The sequence below is a fragment of the Rhodospirillum rubrum ATCC 11170 genome (genome assembly GCF_000013085.1).
In the GTDB taxonomy this organism is placed as follows: Bacteria; Pseudomonadota; Alphaproteobacteria; order Rhodospirillales; family Rhodospirillaceae; genus Rhodospirillum; species Rhodospirillum rubrum.
In genome coordinates, this window is record NC_007643.1 from 3,412,207 (window position 1) to 3,437,531 (window position 25,325).

Below are 25,325 nucleotides of genomic sequence, written 5' to 3' on the forward strand. Positions count from 1 at the left end.
GACCGATGATCAAAGCCGTGCTGATCGAAAAGACCGAGGCGGGCCACCATGCCGCGCTGACCGAACTGGCCGACGACGCCCTGCCCGAAGGCGATGTCACCGTGGCGGTGTCTTATTCGACGCTGAACTACAAGGACGCCCTGGCGATCACCGGCAAGGGTCCGGTGGTCCGCCAGTTCCCGATGGTGCCGGGCATCGATTTCGCCGGTTTCGTCGAAACCAGCCGCCATCCGGACTTCAAGGCCGGCGACAGCGTGGTGCTCAACGGCTGGGGGGTTGGGGAAAGCCATTGGGGCGGGCTGGCGCAAAAGGCCCGGGTGAACGGCGATTGGCTGATCCCGCTGCAGGCCCCCTTCACCGCCGCCCAGGCCATGGCCATCGGCACGGCGGGTTATACCGCCATGCTTTGCGTGCTCGCCCTGGAACGCCAGGGCGTCACCGCCGATCAGGGCGAGATCCTGGTTACCGGCGCGGCCGGCGGCGTCGGTAGCGTCGCCGTGGCGGTGCTGGCCAAGCTGGGCTACCGGGTTGTCGCCTCGACCGGGCGGGCCGCCGAAGCCCCCTATCTGCGTTCGCTGGGCGCGAGCGAGATCATCGACCGCGCGACGCTGTCGGCCCCGGGCAAGCCCTTGGCGCGCGAACGCTGGGCCGGCGCCATCGACACCGTGGGAAGTCATACCCTGGCCAATGTCTGCGCCGCCCTGCGCTATGGCGCCACGGTGGCCGCCTGCGGGCTGGCCCAGGGCATGGATCTGCCGCTGACCGTCGCCCCCTTCATCCTGCGCGGCGTCACCCTGGCCGGCGTCGACAGCGTTTACCGGCCGATCGCCCAGCGCCGGGAAGCCTGGGCCCGCCTCGCCCGCGACCTCGATATCGATAAGCTCGCAGCGATCACCGGCACCATCCCTTTGTCCGAGGTGGTGCCGGCGGCGAGCCGCATGCTGGCCGGTCAGGTGCGCGGCCGGCTGGTCGTCGACGTCAACGCCTAGGCTCTTGAGAGGGCAGCAAATCGTCGTCGCACTCTGGTTCAGAGTGCGCGGGACTTGCTAACCCGTCACCAGCTTAGGGACCGCCTCAGCCCCTCGACGGCGCCATCGGCACCGGCGGTGGGCGAGGCGCCCTTGGCATAGCCGCGCTGGCGCATGCACGACGCCAGGGCGCCCTGGAAGATCCGCCGGGCGTCATAGGCGGTCATCTGGGCCATCGGATCGGACGACGAGCCGATGTCGCTGACATCCTCGCCATGGATGGCGCCGGATTTGCGCATCGCCTCGTCGTCGGCCAGGGCCCGGCAGGCCCGATAATCCGCCCGCGTCCGCGCCCCGTCGCTTCCGGCCTTATGCCATTGCGGCTCGGACGACCCGCAGCCGCCAAGGCTGAGCAGGACAAGGGCGGCGAGAAGGGCCCGGGGGCCGTGGTTGCAAAGCGACATAGCGGGGTCTTTCTTCAGGAAGGGCTGGCGGGTTAGGCCGATCGCCGCGATCAGCGCCGAGCGGCACCCTGGGGCGCTCCCGCGTTTCCCGATCGACGGACACGACACCCCGTCATGACGCCCCCATCCGCGCCAAAAATCTACCCCATCGTCCATGTCGATCGTCTGGCATCGATCATCGGCGCCGGGGGGTGCTGTGCGACAGGGGTTTTACGGGGAAAGCCGCGCCTGAAACCACCATAGGCGCGGCCCCCATCAAACATCGATACTCTCCGGGTGGTCGTCTTCCCGCCCCCCGGCGACCTGCCCGCCCTCGCTCGGCGCAAGCTTTGTCCGGCCGAGCCCGCACCCTGGCTCCCTCGCCCCAATCTGGCCGAGAACACGCCCCCCCTTGCAGCCCTTCCCTGTCCGATCCCCGCCGCGCCTGCTACACTGCCTGCGCGCCCCACCAAAGGAAGAGGGAGACCAAGATGAGCGCCGACGACCTGATCCTCCATTATTTTGAAGACATCAAGGAAGGGCAGAGTGCCAGCCTCGCCAAGACCATCAGCGAGTCAGACATCTATCTGTTCGCCGGCCTGTCGATGGACACCAATCCCGCCCATGTCAACGAGGACTACGCCCAGACCACGGTTTTCAAAACCCGCATCGCCCACGGCATGCTGTCGGCGGGCTTCATTTCGGCCGTGCTGGGCACCCGCCTGCCCGGGCCGGGCGCCATCTATGTCAACCAATCGCTGAAGTTCAAGGCACCGGTGCGCATCGGCGACACGGTCACCGCCACCGTCACCGTCACCGGGCTGGTTCCCGAAAAGAAATTCGTCACCTTCCGCACCACCTGCACGGTGGCCGGCAAGGTGGTGATCGAGGGCGAGGCGACGGTGATGGTTCCCGCGCGCGGCTAAGCCCCCGGCCGACTTTTCGCGCCCCGGCGGGTCCTTGTCGCGACCCGCCGGGTCTTCCCCGCTGTTGCGCGCGCGGCCGCTTTCGCCTACCTCTACCCTCCGCTCTTTTCCCTGACGGTCGGTCGATCCTCTCATGCGTATCCTTCGCCATCCCTACGAGCTACCCGCCTCCCTGCTCGGGGGCTCGCTGGCCTTGGGCAATTTCGACGGCGTCCACCGTGGCCATCAGCGGGTCATCGGCTCGGCCCGGGCCATCGCCGCCCAGCAGGGCCTGCCCCTTGGCGTCATGACCTTCGCCCCCCATCCACGGCGCTTCTTCCAGCCCGACCTGCCGCCCTTCACCCTGACCTCCTTCCGCCTGAAGGCCCATCTGATCAGCGAGGAAGGCGCCGATTTCCTTTATGTCCAGGCCTTCGACGAGGCGCTGTCCAAGGGCTCGGCCGAATGGTTCGTCACCGAGGTGCTGGTCAAGGGCCTGCATGTCGCCCATGTCGTCGTCGGCCAGGATTACGCCTTTGGCCACCGCCGCCAGGGCACGGTCAGCCTGTTGCAGAAGATGGCGCTTGATCTCGGCTTTGGCGTCACCGCCGTCGCCCCGGTCAAGGACGAGGGCGGCGCCATCTATTCCTCGACCCGGGTGCGCGCCTGCCTGCAAGAGGGCGACGTCACCACCGCGGCGCAAATTCTGGGCCATCCCTGGGAGGTCGAAGGCCGGGTCGAGCATGGCGACAAGCGCGGACGGACCATCGGCTTCCCCACCGCCAACCTGAAGCTTGGCGACTATCAGCGGCCGCGCGCCGGCGTCTATGCGGTCACCGCCGGGCTTGATGACGGCGCCCAGACCCGCTTTCGCCCAGGCGTGGCCAACTTCGGCCGCCGCCCGACGTTTGATAACGGCGACGCCCTGCTTGAAGTCCATTTGTTCGATGTCAGCCCTGATCTCTACGGCCGCCACCTGCGGGTGCGCTTCCACGACTTCCTGCGCCCCGAACAGACCTTCCCGGGCCTTGAGGCCCTGAAGGCCCAGATCGGCCAGGACGCCGCCCAAGCCCGCGCCCTGTTCGGACTCCCCCCCGCCGCCCCTTAACTAAGGCGCCAACTAAGGCGGGATTTTCCGATGAATCGGTTGAAGGCGGGCCGCTTTGTCGGGTATCCATGGCGGTTCGCGCCGTCCTTGGGGCCCAGCACCCCGCCTGGAACCACAGCGCCCCGCCTTTTCCGGCGCCGCTTCCCGTGATCCGAGACCTCCGCCATGACAGCCGATTACAAGTCCACCGTCTTCCTGCCCACCACCGATTTCCCGATGAAGGCCGGTCTGGCCGAAAAGGAACCGGGCATTCTCGCCCGGTGGGAGAAGCTGGACATTTACGCCCGGCTGCGCGAGCGCTCCAAGGGACGCGAGCAGTTCGTGCTGCACGATGGCCCCCCTTACGCCAATGGCCACCTGCATAATGGCCATGCGCTGAACAAGATCCTCAAGGACGTCATCACCCGGTCGCAGCAGATGCTGGGCAAGGACGCCAATTACGTTCCGGGCTGGGACTGCCACGGCCTGCCGATCGAATGGAAGATCGAAGAGCGCTACCGCGCCCAGGGTCGGCGCAAGGACGAAATCGACGTGATCGAGTTCCGCCGCGAATGCCGCCAGTTCGCCGAGGAATGGATCGCCATCCAGCGCGAGGAATTCAAGCGCTTAGGGATCACCGGCGACTGGAAGCGGCCCTATACGACGATGGCCTTCGCCGCCGAGGCGCAGATCGTGCGCGAGTTGGGCAAGTTCCTGATGGCGGGCGACCTGTATAAGGGCGCCAAGCCGGTGCTGTGGTCGGTGGTCGAAAAGACCGCCTTGGCCGACGCCGAGGTCGAATATCAAGACCATACCTCGACCACCATCTGGATCCGCTTCCCGGTGATCCGCACGCCGGTGACCGCCCTGGAGGGCGCCTCGGTGGTGATCTGGACGACGACGCCCTGGACCATGCCCGGCAACCGGGCGGTCGCCTATGGCCCCGGCATGGATTACGTGGTCTTCCGCGTCACCGCCACCGCCGAGGGCTCTCTGGCCCGCGCCGGCGAGCGCATCGCCGTCTGCGCCGATCTGCTTGATGATGTGCTCAAGCAGGCCAAGATCACCGAGATCGAGGAAATCGCCCACGTCAAGGGCGCCGACCTCGCCGGCACCGTCTGCCGCCATCCCTGGGCCGGCAAGGGCTATGACTTCGAAGTGCCGCTGCTGTCGGGGCTGTTCGTCACCACCGAACAGGGCACCGGCTTCGTCCATATGGCCCCGGGCCATGGCGAGGACGACTATTTCCTGTGCCTGGCCAATGGCATCGCCCCGCCCGACACCGTCGATGGCGATGGGCTTTACATGGATCACGTGCCCGGCTTCGCCGGCAAGCATGTGTTCAAGGTCGCCCCCGATATCGTCGCGGCGATGATCGATGCCGGCGCCCTGCTCGCCCAGGGCAGCCTGACCCACAGCTATCCCCATTCCTGGCGCTCCAAGGCGCCCTTGATCTTCCGCAACACGCCGCAGTGGTTCATCTCGATGGAGAAGAACGGCCTGCGCGACAAGGCCCTGGCCGCCATCGACGAGACCCGCTGGGTGCCGCCGCAAGGGCGCAACCGCATCCGGGCGATGATCGAAAGCCGGCCCGACTGGTGCGTGTCGCGCCAGCGCTCCTGGGGCGTGCCGATCGCCATCTTCGTTGACAAGCGCGATGGCCTGCCGCTGCGCGACGCCGCCGTCACCGAACGCATCGCCCAGGCTTTCGGAGCCGAAGGCGCCGACGCCTGGTTCACCGGCGATCCCCGGCGCTTCCTGGGCGCCGAGCATGATCCCGAAAACTTCGAGCCGGTGCGCGACATCGTCGAGGTGTGGTTTGACAGCGGATCAACCCACGCCTTCGTGCTTGAAGCCCGCGACGATCTGAAATGGCCGGCCGATCTGTATCTGGAAGGCTCGGACCAGCATCGCGGCTGGTTCCATACCTCGTTGCTTGAAAGCTGCGGCACGCGCGGCCGCGCCCCCTATGACGCGGTGCTGACCCACGGCTTCCTGCTCGACGAAAAGGGCGACAAGCTTTCCAAGTCCAAGGGCAACGCCGAAAGCCCGCAAAAGGTCGTCTCCAGCGTCGGCGCCGATATCATGCGCTTGTGGGTGGTGTCGTCCGATTACACCGGCGATATCCGCTTTGGGCCGGAAATCCTCAAGCAGACCACCGATACCTATCGCCGCCTGCGCAACACGCTGCGCTTCCTGCTTGGCGCCCTGGCCGGCTTCGACAAGGCCGAGCGCATCGACGACATCGCCGCCATGCCCGAGTTGGAGCGCTGGGTGCTTCACCGCTTGAGCGAGATCGACGTCAAGGTACGCGGCTGCTGCGATGCCTTCAGCTTCCACGAGATGTTCCAGGAGTTGCACGGCTTCTGCGCCGTCGACCTGTCGGCGTTCTATCTCGATATCCGCAAGGACGCCCTTTATTGCGACGGCGCCGGATCGCTGCGCCGGCGGGCCTGCCGCACGGTGATCGACACTGTCTTTGATTGTCTGGTCAAATGGCTGGCGCCCTTCGTGTGTTTCACCGCCGAGGAGGCTTGGCTCACCCGCTTCCCCAGCGAGGACGACAGCGTCCATTTCCAAAGCTTCCCGACGGTTCCAGGCGACTGGCGCGACGACGCCCTGGCCGAGCGCTGGACCAAGGTCCGCCGCCTGCGCCGGGTGATCACCGGCGCCCTGGAAGTGGCGCGCGCCAATAAGACCATCGGCGCCAGCCTGCAGGCCGCCCCGGTCGTCCATGCCCCGGCCGAATTGCTCAACGCCTGCGCCGGCCTTGATATGGCCGAGATTTCCATCACCTCGGACATCACCCTGACCGACAGCGCCGATCAGCCCATCCCCGAAGGCGCCTATACCCTGGACGAGGTCGCCGGCGTCGGCGTGGTCGTCGCCCTGGCCGAGGGCGAGAAATGCCAGCGGTGCTGGGAGATCCTGCCCGATGTCGGCACCCACGCCCACGAGGGCCTGTGCGGGCGCTGCGACGAGGTCGTTTCCTCGCTGACGGCGGGCTGAGCCCATGGCCCCGGCCCTGTCGCTCGCCGCCCTGGTCATCGCCCTGGATCAGGCCACCAAATGGGCGATCCTGACCTGGGTGATGGACCCGCCCCGGGTCATCGATGTCACCGGATTTTTCAATCTGGTGCTGGTGTGGAATCGCGGCATCAGCTTCGGGGTGATGAACAACCACGGCGAATGGAATGCCGCGATCTTGTCGGCGCTGGCCCTGGTCATCGCCGGCAGCCTGACTTGGTGGCTGCGGCGGGCGGAAACCCGCTGGCAGCGGCTGGCCCTGCCGCTGATCATCGGCGGCGCCATCGGCAATGTCATCGACCGGCTGATCCACGGGGCGGTGGTCGATTTCGTCGATCTCAGCATCGCCGGATATCATTGGCCGGCCTTCAATGTCGCCGATGCGGCGATCACCGTCGGTGCTATTCTCCTGCTGATCGATACGCTGGTCCATCGCCCGCCGGTGGGCACGGATAAGGCCGGGGGTTGAGCCCGGTCATCAAGGCGAGTAACAAGAACCCGTCCTTTCTCGGAATCAGGCAAGCAGGTCCGTCATGAACCCCTTCGCACGCACTCTTGTGGCCGCCGCCCTTCTGGCGCCGCTCGCCCTTTCCGGCTGTTCCAACGCCAAGAAAAGCCTTGGCCTCGACCGCCAGCCCCCCGATGAGTTCAAGGTGGTGACCCGGGCGCCGCTGGCCATGCCGCCCGATTTCAACCTGCGCCCGCCCCAGCCCGGCATCGCCCGCCCGCAGGAGGTCACCCCCCGCGACTCGGCCCGCGCCGCCCTGACCGGCGTTGAGACGCCGATGGTGGCCGGCGGGCTGTCAAACGGCGAACAGGTGCTGCTGGCCAAGGCCGGCGCCGACCGGGCCATTCCCGATATCCGCACCGTGGTCAACCGCGAAACCTCGGCGCTCAGCGCCGAAGAACGCACCTTCACCGATCGTTTGGTGTTCTGGCGCGCCCCCGAGGAAGATCCCGGCAGCACCGTGGACCCCGAGGCCGAAAACCGTCGCCTGCGCGAGAACCAGTCGCTGGGCAAGCCGGTGACCGACGGCCGCACCCCGACCATCGAACGGCGCGAGAAGGGGTTCTTGGAAGGGATTTTCTAAACCCGGCTCCCCCTCCGGATCCAAGGGACCGCGATGACCCATAAACTGTTCTGGGACGACCCCTATCGCCAAACCCTCGACACCCGCGTCACCCGGGTGGCGGGGCCCGAGGTCATGGTCGGCGAAACCATCCTCTATGCCTTTTCAGGCGGCCAGGAAAGCGATCACGGCACGATCGGCGGCCGCCCCGTGTTGGGCGCGCGCAAGGATGGCCTGACCATCCTCTACGACCTGGGCCCCGATCACGGCCTAAGCCCGGGCGACCCGGTCGGTCTGGTTCTCGACTGGTCGCGCCGCTACCGGCTGATGCGCCTGCATTTCGCCGCCGAGATCATTCTGGAACTGGTGATGCGCGATTTCGGCCCCCTGGAAAAGACCGGCGCCCATATCGCCCCCGACAAGGCGCGGATCGACTTCACCTGGGAGGGCTCGATCGCCCCGATCTTTCCCAGCCTGCTCGAATCGAGCGGGGCGGTGATCGCCCGCGACCTGCCGATCATCACCGCCTTTTCCGACGAGGCCAGCCAGCGCCGCTATTGGGAAATCGAGGGCTTCGCCCGCGTGCCCTGCGGCGGCACCCACCCCCGGCGAACCGGGGAAATCGGCCCGCTCGCCCTCAAACGCAAGAACATCGGCAAGGGCCGCGAGCGCATCGAAGTGCTGCTGGCTGGGGATTAGCCGCCGGCCAAAAGGAGACGCTTGCGCCATGCGTCACGTTTCGATCATCGGCATCGGCCCGGGCGATCCCGACTGCCTGACCTTGCGGGCGGCGCGACGGATCGCCGAGGTCGATGTCTTCTTTTTTCTCGACAAGGTGGGGCGGGGCAAGGACGAGTTGCTGGCCCTGCGCCGCACCATTCTTGACCGCCACGCCACCCCCGGCCGCTACCGCGTCGTCACCGTTCCCAGCCCGGTTCGCGATACCAGCGCCTCCTACCGCGACGGGGTCGAAGACTGGTACGCCGAGCGGCTGGCGATCTTTCGCCGCCTGATCACCGATGAGTTGACCGAAGAGGGCCACGGCGCCTTTCTGGTCTGGGGCGATCCCGGACTTTATGACGGCACCTTGCAGATCCTCGCCCGCTTAAGCGGCGAAGAGGGCGCGTCCTTTGACTACGACGTCCTTCCCGGCATCACCGCCGTTCAGGCCCTGGCCGCCCGCCACCGCATCCCGCTCAACCGCATCGGCGAATCGATCGAGATCACCACCGGCCGCCGCCTGGAGACCGCCGATCCGGCGAGCCTGCACAACAGCGTGGTTCTGCTTGATGGCAATGCCACCTTCCAGCGCTTCACCCAAACCGATCTGGAGATCTATTGGGGGGCCTATCTCGGCACCCCCGACGAAATCCTGATCAGCGGCCCGCTGGCCGAAACCTCCGAGGCGATCCTCGCCCGCCGCGAGCGGGCGCGCCAAGCCAAGGGCTGGATCATGGACACCTATATCCTGCGCAAGCCCGAGGACGAGGCGAAAGGTTAGGCGGCGGCGCGACGGAACAGCCGGCCGCGCTCGGTGACCAGCACGCAGACCAGGGCGAGAATGCCAAAGCCGGCGAAGCCCATCATCAGCGGCCGGACGCTGTCGTCGAACTGCTGGCCGACCGCCCATCCCAGAAAGGCGCTGGCGGCGGTGGAGTAAAAGCCGACGAACGACGAGGCGGCCCCGGCGACCCGGCCCATCGGCTCCATCGCCATGGCGTTGAAATTCGGCCCGATCAGGCCGAAGCAAAAGAACTGGATGCCCAGGGCCGCCATGAACAGGGCAAGCGGCGGCTTGGCCGGGAAGCCGAAGGCCGCCGTCACCAGCCCGACGGCGACGAACCCCAGCAAGGCGGCATGGGACATCCGCCGCGAGCCGATCCGCGTCACGAAACGGGCGTTGATGATCGAGGCGGCGGCGATGGCCGAGGCGATGGCGCCAAAGAGGATCGGGAACAGCTCGACCTCGTGATAAACCTCGACGAAAACCTGCTGGGCGGTGCCGACATAGCCCATCAGACTGCCCATCATGAAGCCGAAGGCCACCGTATAGCCCACCGTCTGGCGGTTGCTGACGACGACACGCAGGGTTTCCAGCAGCCCGCCCAAGGACGGGGCGAGTTGGCGCTGGGGCCGGTGGGTTTCCCGCAGCCGGGTCAGGGTCCAGACCAGCACGATGAGATCGAAAACCATCATGAAGCCGAACAGCCAGTGCCAGGGGGCGAAGGCCATCACCGCGCTGCCCATGGTCGGCGCCAGGATCGGCACGATGATGAAGATCATCATCAACAGCGACATCACCCGGGCCATGCCACTGCCGGCATAGCGGTCGCGGACCACGGCCATGGTCATCACCCGGGGCGAGGCGCCGCCCAGTCCCTGGACCAGCCGGGCGGCGAGCAGGGTTTCGAAGCTGGGCGACACCATGGCGCCCAGGCAGCCCAGGCCATAGATCACCAGCCCGGCGATCAGCACCGGCTTGCGGCCGATGCGGTCCGACAGCGGCCCCCAGACCGGCTGGCCGACGGCGAACCCCAGCAGATAGGCGGTGATGACCAACTGGCGGTCATTGGCATCGGCCAAAAAGTAGTCCGACGAGATATCGGCCAGGGCAACCAGCATGACGTCGATCGACAACGCCGTCAGCGCCATCAGCATCGCCATCAAGCCGACGAACTCGGGAAATCCGATCTCGCGATGGCGATCGGTGGGCGGGGAAAGCTGGGGCATGGGGGATCCGGGGCAGGGTTTTCAAGGCGCGCCGGGGGACGCGGCAGGCCAAACATAGGCAACACGCTTCGCCGTTGAAAGCCCGCAGATCCAAAGAGCCGGGGAATGGGGGGGGGCGGCCGGCGGATCGCCGGCAGGCGGCCCCATTGTGGCCGTGATCGCGGTGTCCCATATCGGCGCCGTCGCGGCCGCAAGAAAGAGATTTTGACCGATGATCAAAAGACGCTTTGGTTTCCGGGGACCGGGCTCACGCCTGGGGGCCCTGATCGTGCTCGTGGTTCTGGGTCTGCCGGCCCTAGCCCGCGCCCAGGTCTTCAATCCCGAGACCTTCACCTTGCCAAACGGCATGGAGGTGGTGGTGATCCCCAACCACCGGGTGCCGGTGGTTCACCACATGGTGTGGTACAAGATCGGCGCCGCCGACGAGCCGGCGGGGAAATCCGGGCTTGCCCATTTGCTCGAACACTTGATGTTCAAGGGCACGCCGACCATTCCGCCGGGCGAATTCTCCAAGATCGTCGCCCGCAACGGCGGCCAGGACAACGCCTTCACCAGTTCCGACTTCACCGCCTATTTCCAGTCCATCGCCAAGGACCGCCTGCCGATGGTCATGGAGATGGAGGCCGATCGCATGGCCAATCTGCGGCTGAGCGAGGAGGACTTCCAGACCGAGCGCCAGGTGGTGCGCGAGGAACGGCGCTCGCGCACCGATAACGAACCGGGCGAACTGCTGTCCGAACGCATCGGTCAGGCGCTATGGGGCACCCACCCCTATAAGAACCCGATCATCGGCTGGGAACCCGAGCTGATGGCCCTGACCCGGGCCGACGCCCTGGCCTTCTATGACCGCTATTACGCGCCCAACAACGCCATCTTGGTGGTGGCGGGCGACATCACGGCGGCGGAATTGAAGCCCTTGGCCGAGCGCACCTATGGCGCCCTGCCCCGGCGCGACACGCCCCAGCGCGCCAGCTTGCGCGATCCCTTGCGCGCCCTGCCGCCGCCGGCCGAAACCGTCATCACCATGCATCACGCCCAGGTCGCCCAGCCGTCGTTCTCGCGGCGCTATGTGGCGCCCTCGGCCGCCTTCGATCCCCAGGGCATGGCCGACGCCCTGGAGGTTCTCGACGAGATCCTCGGCGGCGGCTCCAGCGGCCGGCTGTATAAGCATCTGGTCATCGAGCGCGGCATGGCCGTTTCGGCGGGCAGTTGGTATCGCGGCGAGGCCCTGGATTGGGGCAGCTTCGGCCTGTACGCCAGCCCGCGCGACGGGGTGGCGATGGCCGATCTGGTCGCCGCCGTCGATGCCGAAGTCGCCAGCCTGCTTGATCAGGGGGTGAAGGCCGACGAGGTCGATGACGCCAAGCGCCGCCTGACCGCCGGTCTGGTCTATGCCCGCGATTCGCTTTCCGAAGGCGCCCGGGCGCTGGGCGAGGCCCTGACCACCGGCAGTTCCGTGGCCCAGGTCGAATCCTGGCCCGAGCGTATCAAGGCCGTCACCCCCGAACAGGTGAGCGCCGCCGCCCGCGCCGTGCTTGGCCGGCGCGACCGTTCGGTGACCGGCTTCCTTCTTCCCGAGCCGCGGAGTTGATCGCGATGAAGCGCCTGCTGTTTGCCCTTGTTCTGCTCGTCGCGCCCTGGGGGGCCTTCTCCGCCCAGGCCACGCCGGTTCAGACCGTCACCACCCCCTCGGGCGTCACCGCCTATCTGCTAGCTGATCCGACCCTGCCCATCGTCTCGCTCAGCTTCATTCTTCCCGGCGGCGCGGTCAGCGACCCCGCCGATCGCCGGGGACTGGCGACGCTCGCCTCGGGCCTGCTTGACGAGGGGGCCGGGCCCTATGACTCGCAAGCCTTCCGTGCCCGCCTGGAGGATCAGGCGATCGAGCTGCGCTTCGACGCCGGGCGCGACAGCTTTTCGGGTTCGTTGAAGACCACTACCGCCACCCTTGAGGACGCCTTCGCGCTGCTGCGTCTGGCCCTTCACGAACCGCGTTTCGACGCCGAGCCGGTTGACCGCATCCGCGCCCAGGTGATGACCGCCGTCCGCATGGGCGAGGCCGATCCGCAGACCCTGGCGAGCAAGGCGTTGTTCGCCGCCGTCTTCGCCGATAGCCCCTATGCCTTCGACGAACAGGGCAGCGAAGAGGGCCTGCGCGCCATCACCGCCGACGACCTGCGCGGCTTCGTGCGGCGCCAATTGGTCCGCCAGGGGTTGGCGATCGGCGTGGCCGGCGATATCACGCCCGAGCACCTAAGCGCCCTGCTCGAGCGGACCTTCGGCGACCTGCCCGCCACCGGCGATCAGCCGCCCCTGCCCGTCCCCACCCCGCGCCTTGCCGGAACGACGACGGTGATCGACCGCGACATCCCGCAAAGCATCGCCCTGCTTGCCCAGGGCGGTTTGAAGCGCGAGGATGCCGATTGGCAGGCCGCCTATGTGCTCAACTACATTCTGGGCGGCGGCGGCTTCAACAGCCGGCTGATGAACGAGGTGCGCGAGAAACGCGGCCTCGCCTATTCGGTCTATAGCACCCTTTACCCCTTCCGCACCGTCGGCCTCTGGCTGGCCGGCACGGCGACGCAGAACGCCCGCCTGGGCGAGTCCTTGGCGGTGATGCGGGCGGAATGGGCGCGCATGGCCGAAAGCGGCCCGACCGATCAGGAACTGGCCGATGCCAAGACCTATCTGACCGGCGCCTGGCCGCTGCGCTTCACCTCGACCGAGGCGGTGGCCGCCATCCTCGCCTCGATGCGGATGACCGACCTTCCCGCCGATTACATCGATCGTCGCAACGCCGAGATCCTGGCTTTGACCACGGACGATCTGCGCCGGGTGGCCAAGCGGCTGATGACCCCCGATCAGCTGACCGCCGTCGTCGTCGGCCGTCCCGAAGGCCTGCCACCGGCCGCCGACCCGACGGCGCCGGCCGTCCGCTAAGGCAAATCCCCAGCACTCCGCAGCAGAGTGCGACGACGATTTGCTTGGCTCTCAGGCGTCCTTCCGGCCGGGCGGACCAGCGCCCGGCCGGAGAACCCGACCCTCCCGCCGGGGTTGATCCGGTCCTCCAGCCCTTGATCAAAACGCGCCAGAGACGATTCCTCTGGCGCGTTTTTATTTGGAAACAAGGCCTTAGGGGAGCACACACCCAGAGGATCGCCGCTCTTTCCGATGGAGGGAAAAAAATTAGCTGACCCCCCAACTATGTCTTTGCAACTTCTCTCGCTTTGAGGCATTCTAATTATATCGACGGTCTCAGAAGGATCCGCCCTTCAGAAACCCGATATCCACCCCAGGGGATCCGCCCTCTGGACCGCCCATGCTTTCAATGCTTAAAGCCATACCTCTTGTTCTTTGCCCCCTACCCCACCTCCGGACGCTTCAGGCTTAACAGCCTCTGACCGCTACCCAGAACGATCTTTGGCCGGGGCTCCTTTGCCCAAGGATGCCCCGGCCGTAAAGATCCCCGCGTAGCAAGCCCCCCCCTTTCGAAACAAAGACGCAAGCCGCCAAAAGCAACAGGGCGAGAACGGTCTGTTCGACCATTCCCGCCCCGTAGGTCCTGTTCCGCCGCGAGGCGATCAAGGACGGTAGGCTATGCGATCAAGCTCAGGCTCAGGGAGCCGGGGCCAGACCGTGCTTCACGCCCCACTCGAACCAGTTGTCGACCACGGTGCCGGTCAGCAGGATGCCGATGGCGCCGGTGAAGGTGCAGAGAACGGCGAACCACCAAGCCCAGCGATGGATGGATTCCATGGTGGCATTGAAGCCCATGGTCCAGCGCCAGAAAAGGGCGGCACGCTCAGCGGCCGTACCACGGTCGGTGATCTGCTCGACTTCCCGGTCGCCGCCCAGGCGGGAGACCGCCAGGATGGTCGCACCGTGCATGGCGAACAGCAGAGCCGAGCCATACAGGAAGGCGATCGAGAGCATGTGGAACGGGTTGTAGAAGAAGTTCCCGTAGTTGAGCGAGAACGAGTTCGTCCATTCCAGATGCGGGAAGATCCCGAAGGGCACGGACTCGGAGAAGTTCCCCATCAGCAGCGGGCGGATGAAGCCCAGCGACAGAAAGAGGAAGATCGCCGAAGCGAAGGCCCAAGCGGTATGGGTGCCCATCTTGAGGGCGCGGGCGCGGCGATACATGCGCACCCACCACAGCAGGATCGAGGTGGTCAGGAAGAAGCCGGCGATCTGCCACCAGCCACCCTCGGCCAAGGGCGCGAAGCCCAGACCATATTCGGCGGCGGGAGGCTCAAGGCCCAGCCAGAAGAACTGACGACCGAATTCCATCGGCGACCAGTTCACAGAGGCCAGCAGGTTGAAGCCGATGATCTCGATGGCGAAGAAGCCGAAGACCAGCGACAGGACACCGGTGGTTCCCAGATAGATGGGGCCGATCTGCGCATCGCCGATCTTACCCAACCAGTAGGAGAACCCGGGCTTGCCTAGACGGGGGAAAATCCCCTTGGCGATAGGAGCGGAATGGGGCGCGGTACGCACCTGCACGCCGGTGAGGATATTTTGATATTCCGACATCGGTGTACCCCCTTACCCATGGTTCCAGAAGGGAAGCTTCTGCCACCAAAGCCACCAATCAGGCCAGCTCCCGGTGTAGATCGGGCCGCTGAGGATCATGCAGATGATGCTCCACACGACAGCGCTGAGAGCCAGGATAAGACCCACGCGGTGGATACCAAGCGTGCCCACCGAATAGCCAATGGTGTCCTGGAAATAGGTGTTTTCGTGCTCGGGGCCCTTGACCACTTCGCCCTTGCCGGGGTTAGCGGCGGAAAGAATCAGCGAGCCGTGCAGGGCCAACGCCAAGCAGGTGGTGAAGAAAAGCGTAATACCCAGCATGTGGGCCGGGTTGTAGTGGAAGTTGGCGTACTGGTAACCGGTGTTCGACACCCAGTCGAGGTGGGTCATGAAGCCATAGGGGAAACCATAGCCCCAGGCGCCCATCATCACCGGACGAATAACCACCAAGCTGACATAAGCCAGGATGGCGAAACCGAACGCGAACGGAATGTGATAGCCGATACCGAGCTTGCGGCAGATTTCGACCTCACGCAGCGCCCACGAAACGAATGCGCCGATGGCACTGAAGGTAATAATCTGCCAAAGCCCACCCTTGGCCATCGGCGCCATGGCGAGGCCATAGCTGACGTCAGGGGGGTTAATGCTGATCTGCCAAAAAGTCCACGAGGGACCAAGAGCGGCCCCCCAAACGATCAGCGCGGTGCCAAGAACGGTAAAGAGGAGCGTCGTGACTCCGAAGAAGCCCACATAAAAGGGCCCCACCCAGAAGTCGAACAGATCCCCGCCGATCAGCGTCCCGCCGCGGACACGATATTTTCTTTCAAAACTGAGCAACGCCATAGCTGGCCCCTCCGGTCGGGAGTATGGAAACGGCAGCCGCCCTGCCGGCCTTGCGGCAGCGGACGGGGCGGCGTTAGCCGGGATCCCCGTCCGCTACTGTTGGAGCGTGACCTAGATTAAACGGCGAGGTCCGACGACGGCATGACCATCGAGGTCTGGACGGGCTTCGTCGAAGCGCCTTCCAGCCAGTTGAAGCGCTCGGTGCTCAGCAGAATGAAGTGGATCAGCAGAGCCAGAACGAACAAGAAGGTGGCCAGACCGACGAGAGCCTGACGCGGATCAAAAAGCTGCCAAATGCGCCACATATCGCCGTCTCCTTAAGAAAGGTAGGTCAGAGTCTGAGTCAGGGTCTCGAGGGCCGAGTAGCCGTTCGGGCCCGGAACCCAGGGACGCCAGATCCACACCAGCAGGTGAGCGAAGGCGGCGACGCCAAAGAACACCAGGATGCTGGACGTGAAAATCTTGTGAAATTCCTTGGCTTCTCCTTCGGTAATCCCGGAGAGGCTTTCTTGCTTAACTTCAGCCATAGGTGCTACCTCCTAATTCTTGCCCAGAAAACCATTCCACTGCATCCGCGCAGGGAACGGCTGCTCTACCGCGGTGAAGAACCGCGGTAAGAAGTCCACCCGACCAGGTCGGGACGGACCTTGTTATCCGGCGTGTTCTGCCCCGAAAGGAGCGGAAAACCCCGGAAAACCTCGTGTGGCGAGCCCGAGAGCGGGCGGATCATCCGCGCCATGCCCTTACGCTCCAGCCTGAAGATCGAGCAGGCGGATAACCCGCGCCGCCGTAACCTGTCCTTCACCCGCCGCCCGGGCGCTGCGCTCGGCGGCGTCGCGCAGGCGCTTGGCCGCCGAAATACGCGCCACCACCGGCTGAGCCTCGACCGTGCGATCAAGCACGGCGCGCGCCTCGTCATCCCAGGGCAGCTCGTCGTGCATCCGCGACGGCGTCGCCTCGACCGCGTCAAGATCGCGGGCCATCGGCAGGATGTTGAAAAGCATGTCGAACAGGGCGTTGCACACTTCCTGAACGAGATAGGTGGCACCCGAATAGCCCATGAAGGGCGTTCCGGTATGGCGCCGGATGATGGCGCCGGGGAACGACGCCGGAACATAGGCGCCCCGACCATTGGCCTCGGCCAGATACATGCGTTCGTTGAAGCTGCCAAACAGCACCAGCGGCGGCGTGTCCTTGATCGCCTGACGGATCGCCTGATTATCGGTCTTCGACCCGGCCTTGCGGGCGAAGGAGAAGCGGCAGGGAAGGCCCATTTCCTCTTCGAGGAAGTGGCGCACGCCCCGGGAATAGGTTTCGTTGGCGGCGATGCCGAAGCTGGCGGTGCCGAAGAAATCCTGGGTGACCGAGCGCCACAGATCCCACAACGGCTTGATCGTCGTCTGCTTCTCGCGCTCGATGAACGGCTCGGGATCAAGGCCGAGCAACTGGCCCAGGGTGCGCAGGAAGGCGGTCGTCGAATGCAAGCCGATCGGCGCCTGCAGATAGGGCTTGCCGAGCGCCTCGCAGAGGCCGCGTCCGAATTCACGGTAGAGGCAGATATTGACATCGGCCTCGGCCAGACGCGGCACGTCGTCCAGATGGCTGCCCAGCGGGAATTCCAGGGCGATCTCGGCGCCGATGCCCTCGACCAGCCGACGGATCTCGGCGATGTCGGACCACATGTTGAACATGCCGTAGGACGGACCGATGATATTGACCCGCGGCTTAGCCTCTGCCGGGCGCGCCGGCGTCTTCGTCCGCTTGCCCGCCCCGAACTCGCTCCACAGCCAGCGCAAGGCCCGGTCGGCGCTCTGCCACTGGTCCTCGTCGATGGTGCGCGGCAGGAAGCGCTTGAGGCCGGTGCCCGCCGGCGTCACCCCGCCGCCGATCATCTCGGCGATCGAGCCGGTCACCACCACCGCCGGGCGGCTGGGATCGAGCGTCGCATGGGCGCGGGTCATCGCCGCTTCGGTTCCGTCGCGGCCCAACTCGCTTTCGCCAAGGCCGGTCACGACGATCGGCAGCTCGTGCGGAGGCAGGGCGTCGGTGTAATGCAGAACGGCGGTCACCGGCAGGTTCTCGCAGCCCACGGGGCCATCGATCACCACCTGCAGTCCCTTCAGCGCCCCAAACACATAAACGGCGCCCCAATAGCCGCCGGCGCGGTCGTGGTCGAGCAGCATCATCGCCCGCCCTCCCCTTCGGCCGGGCCTTCGAAGAAGGCGCGCATGGTTTCAAACCGGGCCTTATTGGCCAGGGCGGCGTTGATAACCTGAGCCAGCGAGCCGGCGCCGGCCGGCCCCATCAGCGGCCGGGCGGAAATCAGGTTGGTGAAATACAGCGCCGGAATGGCCTTTTGCTTGGCGTGCTGAACCACCGGCGTCGTGCCGATCGCCAGATCGGGGGCCAGGGCGTCAACGGCGGCCAGATCATCTTCCAGCGAGGCGCGGAATTTCACCGGTACGCCCCGGGCTTCCAACCAAGCGCGATCGTCTTCCGACCACGGCGTGCGCGGACAGGCGGTGCCGACATAGGCGACATCGGCGCCGCTTTCGACCAGCACGCGGGCGACGATCAGTTCCGATCCCTCATAGCCCGACAGGGTGATCCGTCCGCGGATCGGCGCCTTGGCCAGGGCCTCGCCGATCAACGGCAGGAAGCGGTTCTGCGCCGTCGCCACCTTGGCCGCGGCGATGCCGCAAGCCTCGCCGATGGCGGCAAGCCAAGCGGCGGTGCCGTCGCGGCCCACCGGGGCCGATCCGACGGCGGTGCGGCCGGCGGCGGCGAATTCGCGCAAGCTGGCGGTATAGAAGGGATGGATCGCCGCCACGGCGGCGCAATCCAGCGCGGCGTAAAGCTGGCGCCATTCGCCGACCGGAACCACCGGGCCAACGGCCAGACCCAGGGGGTCGAGCATGGCGCCGATCCCCATCGGATCGGCCGGGAACATTTCGCCAAGCAAGGTGATGGTCGGCCGGCTGGCCGGACCGCCGCGCGGCGCCTGGACCGGGCCCTGTTCGGCCTCGCCCCGGGCATAGGCCAGCATGGCGCCCGACAGGATGTCCTTGGCCTCGGCATGGGTCGGCACCCCGAACCCGGGAACGTCGATGCCGATGATGCGCACGCCGTTGATCGCCTTGGGCAACAGCCGCAGCGGCACGCCCGAGGCGGTGGGCACGCAAAGATTGGTCACCACCACCGCGTCATAAAGGGCGGGATCGGCCAGATCCTCGACCGCGTCGCGGATATCCTCGAACAGCTTGCCGGTGACCAGGGTCTCCGACGAGAACGGCACATAGGCGACCGAACGCTTGGCCCCGTAGAAATGCGACACGAAGGTCAGGCCATAGACGCAGCAGGCCGAGCCCGACAACACCGTGGCCGTCCGCCGCATCCGCAGGCCGACGCGCAACGACCCGAAGGCCGGGCACATGCTTTGCGGCTGGTCATGCGGACCGGCCGGATAATCGGCCGCATAGCGCGCCAGCACCGCCCCATTGCCAGCGACCTCGGCGGACCGACGCATCGCGTCGGATCCGACGTGGCACCCGGCGACGACCTGGGCCGCCTCGGCGGGCAGCTCCGTCATCGGGATTTCACTGGTGTGGTCGAAGGGTGCCATCGCGAACGGGATTCCAAAAAATTGGGAGCGAAGACCAGCGGAAAAGCAAACGAAAGGCGGACGGAAAAACTCAGACGCTATCGTAAACCACTTCAAGCGAGGCCTTCTCGACGACAGCGCCCCCGCGCATGTCTTCGGGAGTGGCCGGTTCAAGCACCACGTCTCGACCCACCTCGTCTCCGCTGAACAGGCCAAGCAGGCTGTCCTGATCGAGCGGCGTCGGCTGCAGGGGCGGTGCCTCCCCCACGTTGATCGCAAGCTGTTCAAACAGCGGACCCCAGGGGGATCCGGGACGGCCGACGATCTGATAAGCGGCGCTTTTGCGTCGCAGATCCTCGTCGGCGGGAATGGACGCCAGGACCGGCAAGCCCGCCTTCGCGGCGAAGGCCTGAGCCTCGCCGGTCCCGTCATCCTTGTTGATGACCATCCCCGCCACGCCGACATTGCCGCCCATCTTGCGGAAATAGGTCACCGCCGAGCAGACGTTGTTGACGACATAGAGGGACTGCAGGTCGTTAGACCCGACAACGATCACTTTCTGACAAAGATCGCGGGCGATCGGCAGACCGAAGCCCCCGCAAACCACGTCACCAAGGAAGTCGAGCAGGACGTAGTCGAAGCCCCACTCGTGAAAGCCAAGCTTTTCCAGGGTTTCAAACCCATGGATAATTCCCCTGCCACCGCAGCCCCGACCCACCTCGGGACCGCCCAGCTCCATGGCATAGACGCCGTCGCGCTTGAAGCACACGTCGCCGATACCAAGGTCCTCGCCGGCGAGCTTGCGCGCCGACGAAGTCTCGATGATGGTCGGGCAAGCCCGGCCACCGAACAGCAGCGACGTGGTGTCGCTTTTAGGGTCACAGCCGATCAGAAGAACGCGTTTGCCCTTCTGCGCCATCATGTAGGACAGGTTGGCGAGCGTGAAACTTTTGCCGATGCCGCCCTTGCCATAGATCGCGATGACCTGCGTCTCCTTCTTGGCGGTCGACGCCAGAGGGGCGGGGGTAATCGCGGCCACATCGCGGAGGGGCGCGCTCATGAGCAAGCTCTCCAATCCAAAACCATCTTCAGACAAGACGGGTCGGTGAACGCCGTCCGATAAGCCGAGGCGGCCTGCGGGGCCTCCTCGCGGTGGGTGATCAGACCATCGAGCGACATCCGCCCATCAACGATCATGTCGATCACCGCCGCCAAATCTTCGGGCCGCCATTCGGCCGCCACACGGATCCTGGCTTCGCGCATGAAAGCCGGCGGGAAAGTGAACGACAGGGCCGATTCATAGAACCCCGCCAGAACGATCTCACCGCCACGCGCCAAGCGCGCCACCAGGGTATCAAGGATCGTCGCGTCGCCGCTGACATCACAAATGCAGCGATAATCCTTACGCGGATCCTCCGCCGGATCGACGACCGCATAACCGATCGCCCCGCTCCGACGCTGCGGATTACGCTCCCAAACCGTCGGCGCCGTACCGCCGACCCCGACCACCAGCCGGGCGAGCAACCGACCGAGGACGCCGTGACCGACGATCAACTCGGGCCGGAGATCCCCGGCGATGACCATGGCGTGGTAGGCCGTGGCCGTCAGCGCCAACAACACACCCTTGTCGTCCAACCCCTCGGGAAGGGCGACCACCCGATCGGCGGGCACAACCACCCGCGACGCGGCGCCACCGAACAGGCCGTTCACCGCGCCATAACACCGCGCACCGGGAACGAACACCCGATCACCGACCTGCGTCCCCACCTTGGCCCGCGCCTGCGACCCAACGGCGATCACCCGACCGACCGACTCGTATCCAGGCACCAACGGATATCCCATCCCCGGGAAGGGCGGCATCCGCCCCGACCACAGCAACCGTTCGGTTCCGGTGCTGATCCCGCTCCATTCGACATCCACGACCACGTCGCCAGGCGCCGGATCGGTGAGATCCAGCCGGCTGAGCGTCAGACGCTCGGGTTCTTGGATGACGACGGCGAGGGTGTCCATAAAGGCGTCTCGTGGTTCGAGCCGAAACAACTGCTGTCAGGTTAGCCTGACTGCCGTGAATGTCAATCTTTACTTACAGTCGCCCGCAGCCTGGGGGACCTTGGCGCCGACCGCCGCAAGCGACGCGGGCGCCGCCTTGCGCGCAACCAGAACCTGAGTCAGCAACGGATTGCGGGTTTTCGCCATCCGTACGTCGGCAAAGCCGGCTTCGCGCAGCATTTCGGTCAGTGTCGCCCGGCTCCGCGGCCGTCCACTGCCCATGGCCAGCAGATAAAACCCGAAATAGGCCGCGCCCATCGGCTCGGCGCCCGGGGTATCGGCCATCGGCTCGGCGACGATCAGCAGGCCGGAGTCGGGAAGCGCCCGGTGGGCGGCGGCCAACAGGGCGCGCACCGTGTCGTCATCGTGATCGTGAACGACGCGGACCAGGGTCATGACATCCGACTCGGTGGGCAGCGGATCGACTCGGAAGTCGCCGCCGGCGACTCGCACGCGGGGTTCGAATCCGGCGGCGTCCAGGCGGTCGGCGGCGCGATCGGCCACCGATTGCAGATCGAAGACGATGCCGCGAATCTTCGGATAGCGGCCAAGCACCGCGGCCATGAAGCCACCCTCGCCGCCACCGATATCCATCAGGCAACGCGCATTGCCCAGCGGCACCGCGTCAAGAATCTCGTCGGCGACCAAAGCCTGCGAGGCGCTCATCAAAGCCGAATAATCGCTCACCGCCGGCTCGGCCAACTCGTCGGGAGCCTGGGAACGGGCATAGGCCCAATAGCGCGACAGCGCCGTCTCTCCGGCTTCGCCGCGCAGCAGGGCCACCGGATCGCGCATGTCTTGATAGAACAACCCATGATGGCGCACCATGGCCAACACCGCCGGGTTGCCCAGCATCGCCGCCCCCAGCGCCCCCAGACCGAATCGGCCGCCGCGTCGCCGCTCGACCAGATCGAGCGACACCGCCGCCTCAAGCAGACGCCGCGCCCCTTCGACCGGCAGGGCGATGCGCTCGGCCACCACCGTCGCCGTCTGCGGCCCTTCGGCCAGAACCGGCAACAGATCCAAACGAACGCAGGCGTCAAGCACCTGGGAATAGACGAAGCCGGCGCAGAGATCGAACAACGAGCGCGCCCGGCGCCGGGCGATCGTGCGCAGCCCCGGCAGGCGCATCGCCCAATACTGGAAGCGGTCATTGGTCAGAAGACGGTCGCGCCACCCGGTCAGGGCGTCGGAAACGGCATGGGAAGACAGTGTTTTCATGGCGTGTTCCGGCGCCCCAGGGCGCCATGCTCCATCGGTCCAGCGCCAAGCGGCACTCAACTTGCGTGTTGCGATCCTTGGTGGTTCCCCTTGCGGCTCCCGACTCCGTCAGGATCACCGCGACCAGGAAAACCGGGCTCGGGAAAACCGGACCTCCGGCGCCAGGGCGGCGTCGGAGCGATCAGGCGGCGTAGCGCGCCAGTTCCTTGGGCAGGAAGCGTTCGGCTTCCTTGTGAATAAGCGCGCGCAACGCCCCGGCTCCGGCGCAATCGGGCACCGAGGCCACCGCATCGGCGACCAGACTTTCCAGCCGGCGCACGGCGCCGACGATTCCCAGATGACCAACGGCGTTGGGCCGTCCCAGCGCCGCGTCGCGACCCACCGGCTTGCCCAGTTCGGCCGGATCGGCGGCGACATCGCGCAGATCATCGGCCACCTGATAGGCCTCGCCCAGGCATTCGCCCAACATCCGCCAGGACCGCGCCTCGCGGCCAGCCGCCGCGGCGCCGGCCATGGTCGAGGCGGCGAACAGGGCGCCGGTCTTGGCCCGCTGGTATTCGGCCAGTTTAACCGTCGGTTCGCTTTCCCAGGCCTGACCGGCGCAGATGCCGGCGGGCATGCCCACCGCGTCGGCGACGATGCCCAGCAGCAGGGGCAACCGCTCGGGAACCATGGCCAGACCGCTGGCCAAGCCCTGGAAGGCCATGACGATCAGGGCGTCGCCGGCCAGAACCGCCAGCGGCTCGCCATAGGCGACATGGACCGAGGCCTGACCCCGGCGGGAGTGGGCGTCGTCGAAGCAGGGCAGATCATCGTGGACGAGCGAGGCGCAATGGAGCAGTTCGATGGCGGCGGCGGCGGCATCGGCGGCGGCGGGCAGGTCATTGCCGCAGGCGGCGGCGACGGCCAGGGTCAACCGCGGCCGCAGGCGCCCACCACCGGGAAACACGGCGTGGCGCATGGCCTTGGCCAGCAAGGGTGGCGCGTCGGGCAGATCCGCCCGGGTCATCGTGGCTTCAAGAACGTTGTCGATATGTTGCCGAACATCCATGATCGCGTCTCCCGCCCCCGAAAACAGCCGCCAAACAGGGTCGCCGGCTTGCCGCCCGCCATGCCCGCATGTGGCCCCTAATCCCTTAGGGATTGCACCGTCGACATGTCGATTGTCAACAAAAGTTGCCACTCGAAACTGTAAATCAGCATGGACATTTGGTAGGCTCGAGTCAATGGCGATCGACAAAGGATAAAGGCTTGTGAAGACCCAGCACGTGGTCGTGGTAGGCGCCGGCATGGGCGGACTGGCGGCGGCCATCGATCTCGCATCGCGTGGCCTGCGCGTCACCGTCCTTGAGCGATCCCCGTCGCCCGGCGGCAAGATGCGCGAGATCGCCGTCGGCGGCGCCCGGCTCGACGCCGGGCCGACGGTTTTCACCATGCGCTGGGTGTTCGAGGAGCTCTTCGCCGACGCCGGGGCCTCGCTTGGCGAGTCGCTCCGTTTGCGCGCCGCCGAGGTGCTGGCCCGCCACACCTGGGGCGACGGCGCGCCCTTCGATCTGTTCGCCGACGCCGCGCGTTCGACCGAGGCGGTGGGCGAGCTGGCCGGGGCGGCCGAAGCCAAGCGCTTCGTCGCCTTCTGCGCCCGGGCGCGCGGCATCTGGCAGGCCTTGGAAGGCCCCTTCATTCGCGGCCAGCGGCCAAGTCCGGGCGAATTGGTGCGCCGCTCCGGGTTGTCGGGCCTGTCGGGCCTCGCCCGCATCTCGCCCTTCACCTTGCTGTGGAAGGCCCTGGGCGAGCATTTTCACGATCCCCGGCTGCGCCAGCTTTTCGGCCGCTATGCCACCTATTGCGGCTCCTCGCCCTTTCTCGCCCCGGCGACCCTGATGCTGGTCGCCCATGTCGAGCAGCAAGGGGTGTGGATGGTCGACGGCGGCATGCACCAGATCGCCCGGGCCATGGCCGATCTGGCGACGGCCAAGGGCGCGACGTTTCGCTATTCCACCACCGCCGAAAGCGTGCTGGTGGAAAACGGCAAGGTCGGCGGCCTTATCCTTCAGGGCGGCGAACGTCTCGCCGCCGACATCGTTCTCATCAACGGCGACGCGGCGGCCCTGGCCGCGCGCTGTTTCGGACCTCAGGTGGCTGCGGCGGTTCCGCCGGTGCCGCCCACCGCGCGCTCTCTCTCCGCGGTCACCTGGGGCCTGTTGGCGGAGGCGGAGGGGTTTCCCCTGCTGCGCCACAGCGTCTTCTTCGGCAATGATTATCCGGGGGAATTCCGCGACATCTTCACCCACGGCCGTCTGCCCAGCTCCCCCACGGTCTATGTCTGCGCCCAGGACCGGGGCGACAAGGCCCCCACCGTCGGCCCGAGCGGGCCCCGCCCCGAACGGCTGCTGGTTCTGGTCAACGCCCCCGCCCGCGGGGATCTTTCCTTTCCCGATGCCATGGAGCTCGACACATGCACCGCCCGGACCTTCGCCTTCCTGGAACGTTGCGGCCTAACGCTGCGCCGGACGCCGGAGGCGACCCGGGTAACGACTCCGGCCGACTTCAACAGCCTGTTCCCGGCGACGGGGGGAGCGCTCTACGGCCGGGCGTCGCACGGGTGGTCGGCGACCTTCGACCGGCCGGGGGCGAAAACGGCGATGCCCGGCCTCTATCTGGCGGGGGGCAGCGTCCATCCGGGACCGGGGGTGCCGATGGCGGCCTTATCGGGACGGTTGGCGGCCCAGGCGGTTCTGGCGGACCTGACTTCGCGCGGCCGGTAGCCCCGGGCGGCTATGCCTGGTGGTATGTCGACGCCTTCAGCGACGACGGCGCCCAGGCCTTCACCCTGATCGCCTTCGTC

Annotated in this window: 23 protein-coding genes; 11 read left to right on the forward strand and 12 right to left on the reverse strand. The window is 66.5% G+C overall.

The genetic code is table 11. The features are described from left to right. The first annotated feature begins 5 nt into the window (after positions 1–5). The gene (locus RRU_RS15300; protein ID WP_011390710.1) at positions 6–989 is read left to right on the forward strand and encodes an MDR family oxidoreductase; all 984 of its coding nucleotides are present in this window, start codon (positions 6–8) and stop codon (positions 987–989) included. 65 nt (positions 990–1,054) lie between these two features. Here RRU_RS15300 and RRU_RS15305 read toward each other — a convergent pair whose 3' ends face one another. Next, on the reverse strand, positions 1,055–1,432 hold the full coding sequence (locus tag RRU_RS15305; RefSeq protein WP_014626484.1) for a hypothetical protein: 378 nt from the start codon (positions 1,430–1,432) through the stop codon (positions 1,055–1,057). Between the two features lie 470 nt (positions 1,433–1,902). Here RRU_RS15305 and RRU_RS15310 point away from each other — a divergent pair, with 470 nt between their 5' ends. From RRU_RS15310 to cobF, 7 genes are all read left to right on the forward strand, one after another. Beyond that, on the forward strand, positions 1,903–2,337 hold the full coding sequence (locus tag RRU_RS15310; protein WP_011390712.1) for a MaoC family dehydratase: 435 nt from the start codon (positions 1,903–1,905) through the stop codon (positions 2,335–2,337). A 133-nt stretch (positions 2,338–2,470) separates the two neighbouring features. Next, entirely contained in the window at positions 2,471–3,424 is a 954-nt protein-coding gene (locus RRU_RS15315) for a bifunctional riboflavin kinase/FAD synthetase (protein WP_011390713.1), read from the forward strand. A 165-nt stretch (positions 3,425–3,589) separates the two neighbouring features. Next, positions 3,590–6,412, forward strand: coding sequence for an isoleucine--tRNA ligase (gene ileS, locus RRU_RS15320; RefSeq protein WP_011390714.1), 2,823 nt, complete (start codon positions 3,590–3,592; stop codon positions 6,410–6,412). Positions 6,413–6,416: 4 nt separating this feature from the next. Continuing rightward, positions 6,417–6,899 carry a signal peptidase II gene (gene lspA, locus RRU_RS15325; protein WP_011390715.1) on the forward strand — a complete coding sequence of 161 codons (483 nt, stop codon included), beginning with the start codon at positions 6,417–6,419 and terminating at the stop codon, positions 6,897–6,899. A gap of 64 nt (positions 6,900–6,963) precedes the next feature. After that, entirely contained in the window at positions 6,964–7,521 is a 558-nt protein-coding gene (locus RRU_RS15330) for a DUF3035 domain-containing protein (RefSeq protein WP_011390716.1), read from the forward strand. A 33-nt stretch (positions 7,522–7,554) separates the two neighbouring features. Then, entirely contained in the window at positions 7,555–8,199 is a 645-nt protein-coding gene (locus RRU_RS15335; protein WP_011390717.1) for an alanyl-tRNA editing protein, read from the forward strand. Positions 8,200–8,227: 28 nt separating this feature from the next. Beyond that, positions 8,228–9,001: a precorrin-6A synthase (deacetylating) gene (gene cobF, locus RRU_RS15340; RefSeq protein ID WP_011390718.1), complete on the forward strand. Its 774-nt coding sequence runs from the start codon at positions 8,228–8,230 to the stop codon at positions 8,999–9,001. Here cobF and RRU_RS15345 read toward each other — a convergent pair. Continuing rightward, positions 8,998–10,230: a multidrug effflux MFS transporter gene (locus tag RRU_RS15345; RefSeq protein WP_011390719.1), complete on the reverse strand. Its 1,233-nt coding sequence runs from the start codon at positions 10,228–10,230 to the stop codon at positions 8,998–9,000. The genes cobF and RRU_RS15345 overlap by 4 nt on opposite strands. A 211-nt stretch (positions 10,231–10,441) precedes the next feature. On the opposite strand from RRU_RS15345, the gene RRU_RS15350 reads away from it, so the two are divergent. Together RRU_RS15350 and RRU_RS15355 are read left to right on the forward strand one after the other, a co-directional pair. Further along, positions 10,442–11,821 (forward strand): M16 family metallopeptidase, encoded by a 1,380-nt coding sequence (locus RRU_RS15350; RefSeq protein ID WP_011390720.1) that lies wholly within the window; start codon positions 10,442–10,444, stop codon positions 11,819–11,821. A gap of 5 nt (positions 11,822–11,826) precedes the next feature. Further along, positions 11,827–13,170: a M16 family metallopeptidase gene (locus tag RRU_RS15355; RefSeq protein ID WP_011390721.1), complete on the forward strand. Its 1,344-nt coding sequence runs from the start codon at positions 11,827–11,829 to the stop codon at positions 13,168–13,170. Between the two features lie 675 nt (positions 13,171–13,845). Here RRU_RS15355 and pufM read toward each other — a convergent pair. From pufM to RRU_RS15405, 10 genes are all read right to left on the reverse strand, one after another. Further along, positions 13,846–14,766, reverse strand: coding sequence for a photosynthetic reaction center subunit M (gene pufM / locus RRU_RS15360; RefSeq protein WP_011390722.1), 921 nt, complete (start codon positions 14,764–14,766; stop codon positions 13,846–13,848). 12 nt (positions 14,767–14,778) lie between these two features. Further along, positions 14,779–15,609, reverse strand: a complete 831-nt coding sequence (gene pufL / locus RRU_RS15365) for a photosynthetic reaction center subunit L (RefSeq protein ID WP_011390723.1) — start codon at positions 15,607–15,609, stop codon at positions 14,779–14,781. 116 nt (positions 15,610–15,725) lie between these two features. Further along, positions 15,726–15,914: a light-harvesting antenna LH1, alpha subunit gene (pufA, locus tag RRU_RS15370; RefSeq protein ID WP_011390724.1), complete on the reverse strand. Its 189-nt coding sequence runs from the start codon at positions 15,912–15,914 to the stop codon at positions 15,726–15,728. Between the two features lie 12 nt (positions 15,915–15,926). Then, positions 15,927–16,136: a light-harvesting antenna LH1, beta subunit gene (gene pufB / locus RRU_RS15375; protein WP_011390725.1), complete on the reverse strand. Its 210-nt coding sequence runs from the start codon at positions 16,134–16,136 to the stop codon at positions 15,927–15,929. Positions 16,137–16,352: 216 nt separating this feature from the next. Further along, a complete protein-coding gene (bchZ, locus tag RRU_RS15380; RefSeq protein WP_011390726.1) occupies positions 16,353–17,795 on the reverse strand; it encodes a chlorophyllide a reductase subunit Z in 1,443 nt (480 codons plus the stop codon). Further along, positions 17,792–19,198 carry a chlorophyllide a reductase subunit Y gene (gene bchY / locus RRU_RS15385; protein WP_011390727.1) on the reverse strand — a complete coding sequence of 469 codons (1,407 nt, stop codon included), beginning with the start codon at positions 19,196–19,198 and terminating at the stop codon, positions 17,792–17,794. The genes bchZ and bchY overlap by 4 nt, the downstream gene beginning before the upstream one ends. 103 nt (positions 19,199–19,301) lie before the next feature. Next, positions 19,302–20,270: a chlorophyllide a reductase iron protein subunit X gene (locus tag RRU_RS15390; RefSeq protein WP_011390728.1), complete on the reverse strand. Its 969-nt coding sequence runs from the start codon at positions 20,268–20,270 to the stop codon at positions 19,302–19,304. Beyond that, complete coding sequence (gene bchC / locus RRU_RS15395; protein ID WP_011390729.1) at positions 20,267–21,220, reverse strand: chlorophyll synthesis pathway protein BchC; 954 nt, start codon at positions 21,218–21,220, stop codon at positions 20,267–20,269. Before bchC ends, RRU_RS15390 begins: the two co-directional genes overlap by 4 nt. A 69-nt stretch (positions 21,221–21,289) precedes the next feature. Next, positions 21,290–22,480: a methyltransferase gene (locus tag RRU_RS15400; protein ID WP_011390730.1), complete on the reverse strand. Its 1,191-nt coding sequence runs from the start codon at positions 22,478–22,480 to the stop codon at positions 21,290–21,292. 181 nt (positions 22,481–22,661) lie between these two features. Continuing rightward, positions 22,662–23,531 carry a polyprenyl synthetase family protein gene (locus RRU_RS15405; protein ID WP_011390731.1) on the reverse strand — a complete coding sequence of 290 codons (870 nt, stop codon included), beginning with the start codon at positions 23,529–23,531 and terminating at the stop codon, positions 22,662–22,664. 202 nt (positions 23,532–23,733) lie between these two features. Between RRU_RS15405 and crtD the strand changes: the two genes are divergently transcribed. Further along, a complete protein-coding gene (gene crtD / locus RRU_RS15410; RefSeq protein WP_011390732.1) occupies positions 23,734–25,245 on the forward strand; it encodes a 1-hydroxycarotenoid 3,4-desaturase CrtD in 1,512 nt (503 codons plus the stop codon). Positions 25,246–25,325: the final 80 nt, after the last annotated feature.

Excerpts from the sequence above, each read along its gene's own strand:
- bchC (WP_011390729.1), bottom strand. The coding sequence starts at position 21,220 with ATGGACACCCTCGCCGTCGTCATCCAAGAACCCGAGCGTCTGACGCTC.
- RRU_RS15405 (WP_011390731.1), bottom strand. The coding sequence starts at position 23,531 with ATGGATGTTCGGCAACATATCGACAACGTTCTTGAAGCCACGATGACC.
- RRU_RS15335 (WP_011390717.1), top strand. The coding sequence starts at position 7,555 with ATGACCCATAAACTGTTCTGGGACGACCCCTATCGCCAAACCCTCGAC.
- pufL (WP_011390723.1), bottom strand. The coding sequence starts at position 15,609 with ATGGCGTTGCTCAGTTTTGAAAGAAAATATCGTGTCCGCGGCGGGACG.
- bchY (WP_011390727.1), bottom strand. The coding sequence starts at position 19,198 with ATGACGGAGCTGCCCGCCGAGGCGGCCCAGGTCGTCGCCGGGTGCCAC.
- RRU_RS15355 (WP_011390721.1), top strand. The coding sequence starts at position 11,827 with ATGAAGCGCCTGCTGTTTGCCCTTGTTCTGCTCGTCGCGCCCTGGGGG.
- RRU_RS15310 (WP_011390712.1), top strand. The coding sequence starts at position 1,903 with ATGAGCGCCGACGACCTGATCCTCCATTATTTTGAAGACATCAAGGAA.
- lspA (WP_011390715.1), top strand. The coding sequence starts at position 6,417 with ATGGCCCCGGCCCTGTCGCTCGCCGCCCTGGTCATCGCCCTGGATCAG.
- RRU_RS15330 (WP_011390716.1), top strand. The coding sequence starts at position 6,964 with ATGAACCCCTTCGCACGCACTCTTGTGGCCGCCGCCCTTCTGGCGCCG.
- RRU_RS15390 (WP_011390728.1), bottom strand. The coding sequence starts at position 20,270 with ATGAGCGCGCCCCTCCGCGATGTGGCCGCGATTACCCCCGCCCCTCTG.
- RRU_RS15345 (WP_011390719.1), bottom strand. The coding sequence starts at position 10,230 with ATGCCCCAGCTTTCCCCGCCCACCGATCGCCATCGCGAGATCGGATTT.
- RRU_RS15305 (WP_014626484.1), bottom strand. The coding sequence starts at position 1,432 with ATGTCGCTTTGCAACCACGGCCCCCGGGCCCTTCTCGCCGCCCTTGTC.
- cobF (WP_011390718.1), top strand. The coding sequence starts at position 8,228 with ATGCGTCACGTTTCGATCATCGGCATCGGCCCGGGCGATCCCGACTGC.
- pufA (WP_011390724.1), bottom strand. The coding sequence starts at position 15,914 with ATGTGGCGCATTTGGCAGCTTTTTGATCCGCGTCAGGCTCTCGTCGGT.
- RRU_RS15350 (WP_011390720.1), top strand. The coding sequence starts at position 10,442 with ATGATCAAAAGACGCTTTGGTTTCCGGGGACCGGGCTCACGCCTGGGG.
- ileS (WP_011390714.1), top strand. The coding sequence starts at position 3,590 with ATGACAGCCGATTACAAGTCCACCGTCTTCCTGCCCACCACCGATTTC.
- RRU_RS15400 (WP_011390730.1), bottom strand. The coding sequence starts at position 22,480 with ATGAAAACACTGTCTTCCCATGCCGTTTCCGACGCCCTGACCGGGTGG.
- bchZ (WP_011390726.1), bottom strand. The coding sequence starts at position 17,795 with ATGATGCTGCTCGACCACGACCGCGCCGGCGGCTATTGGGGCGCCGTT.
- pufM (WP_011390722.1), bottom strand. The coding sequence starts at position 14,766 with ATGTCGGAATATCAAAATATCCTCACCGGCGTGCAGGTGCGTACCGCG.
- pufB (WP_011390725.1), bottom strand. The coding sequence starts at position 16,136 with ATGGCTGAAGTTAAGCAAGAAAGCCTCTCCGGGATTACCGAAGGAGAA.
- RRU_RS15315 (WP_011390713.1), top strand. The coding sequence starts at position 2,471 with ATGCGTATCCTTCGCCATCCCTACGAGCTACCCGCCTCCCTGCTCGGG.
- RRU_RS15300 (WP_011390710.1), top strand. The coding sequence starts at position 6 with ATGATCAAAGCCGTGCTGATCGAAAAGACCGAGGCGGGCCACCATGCC.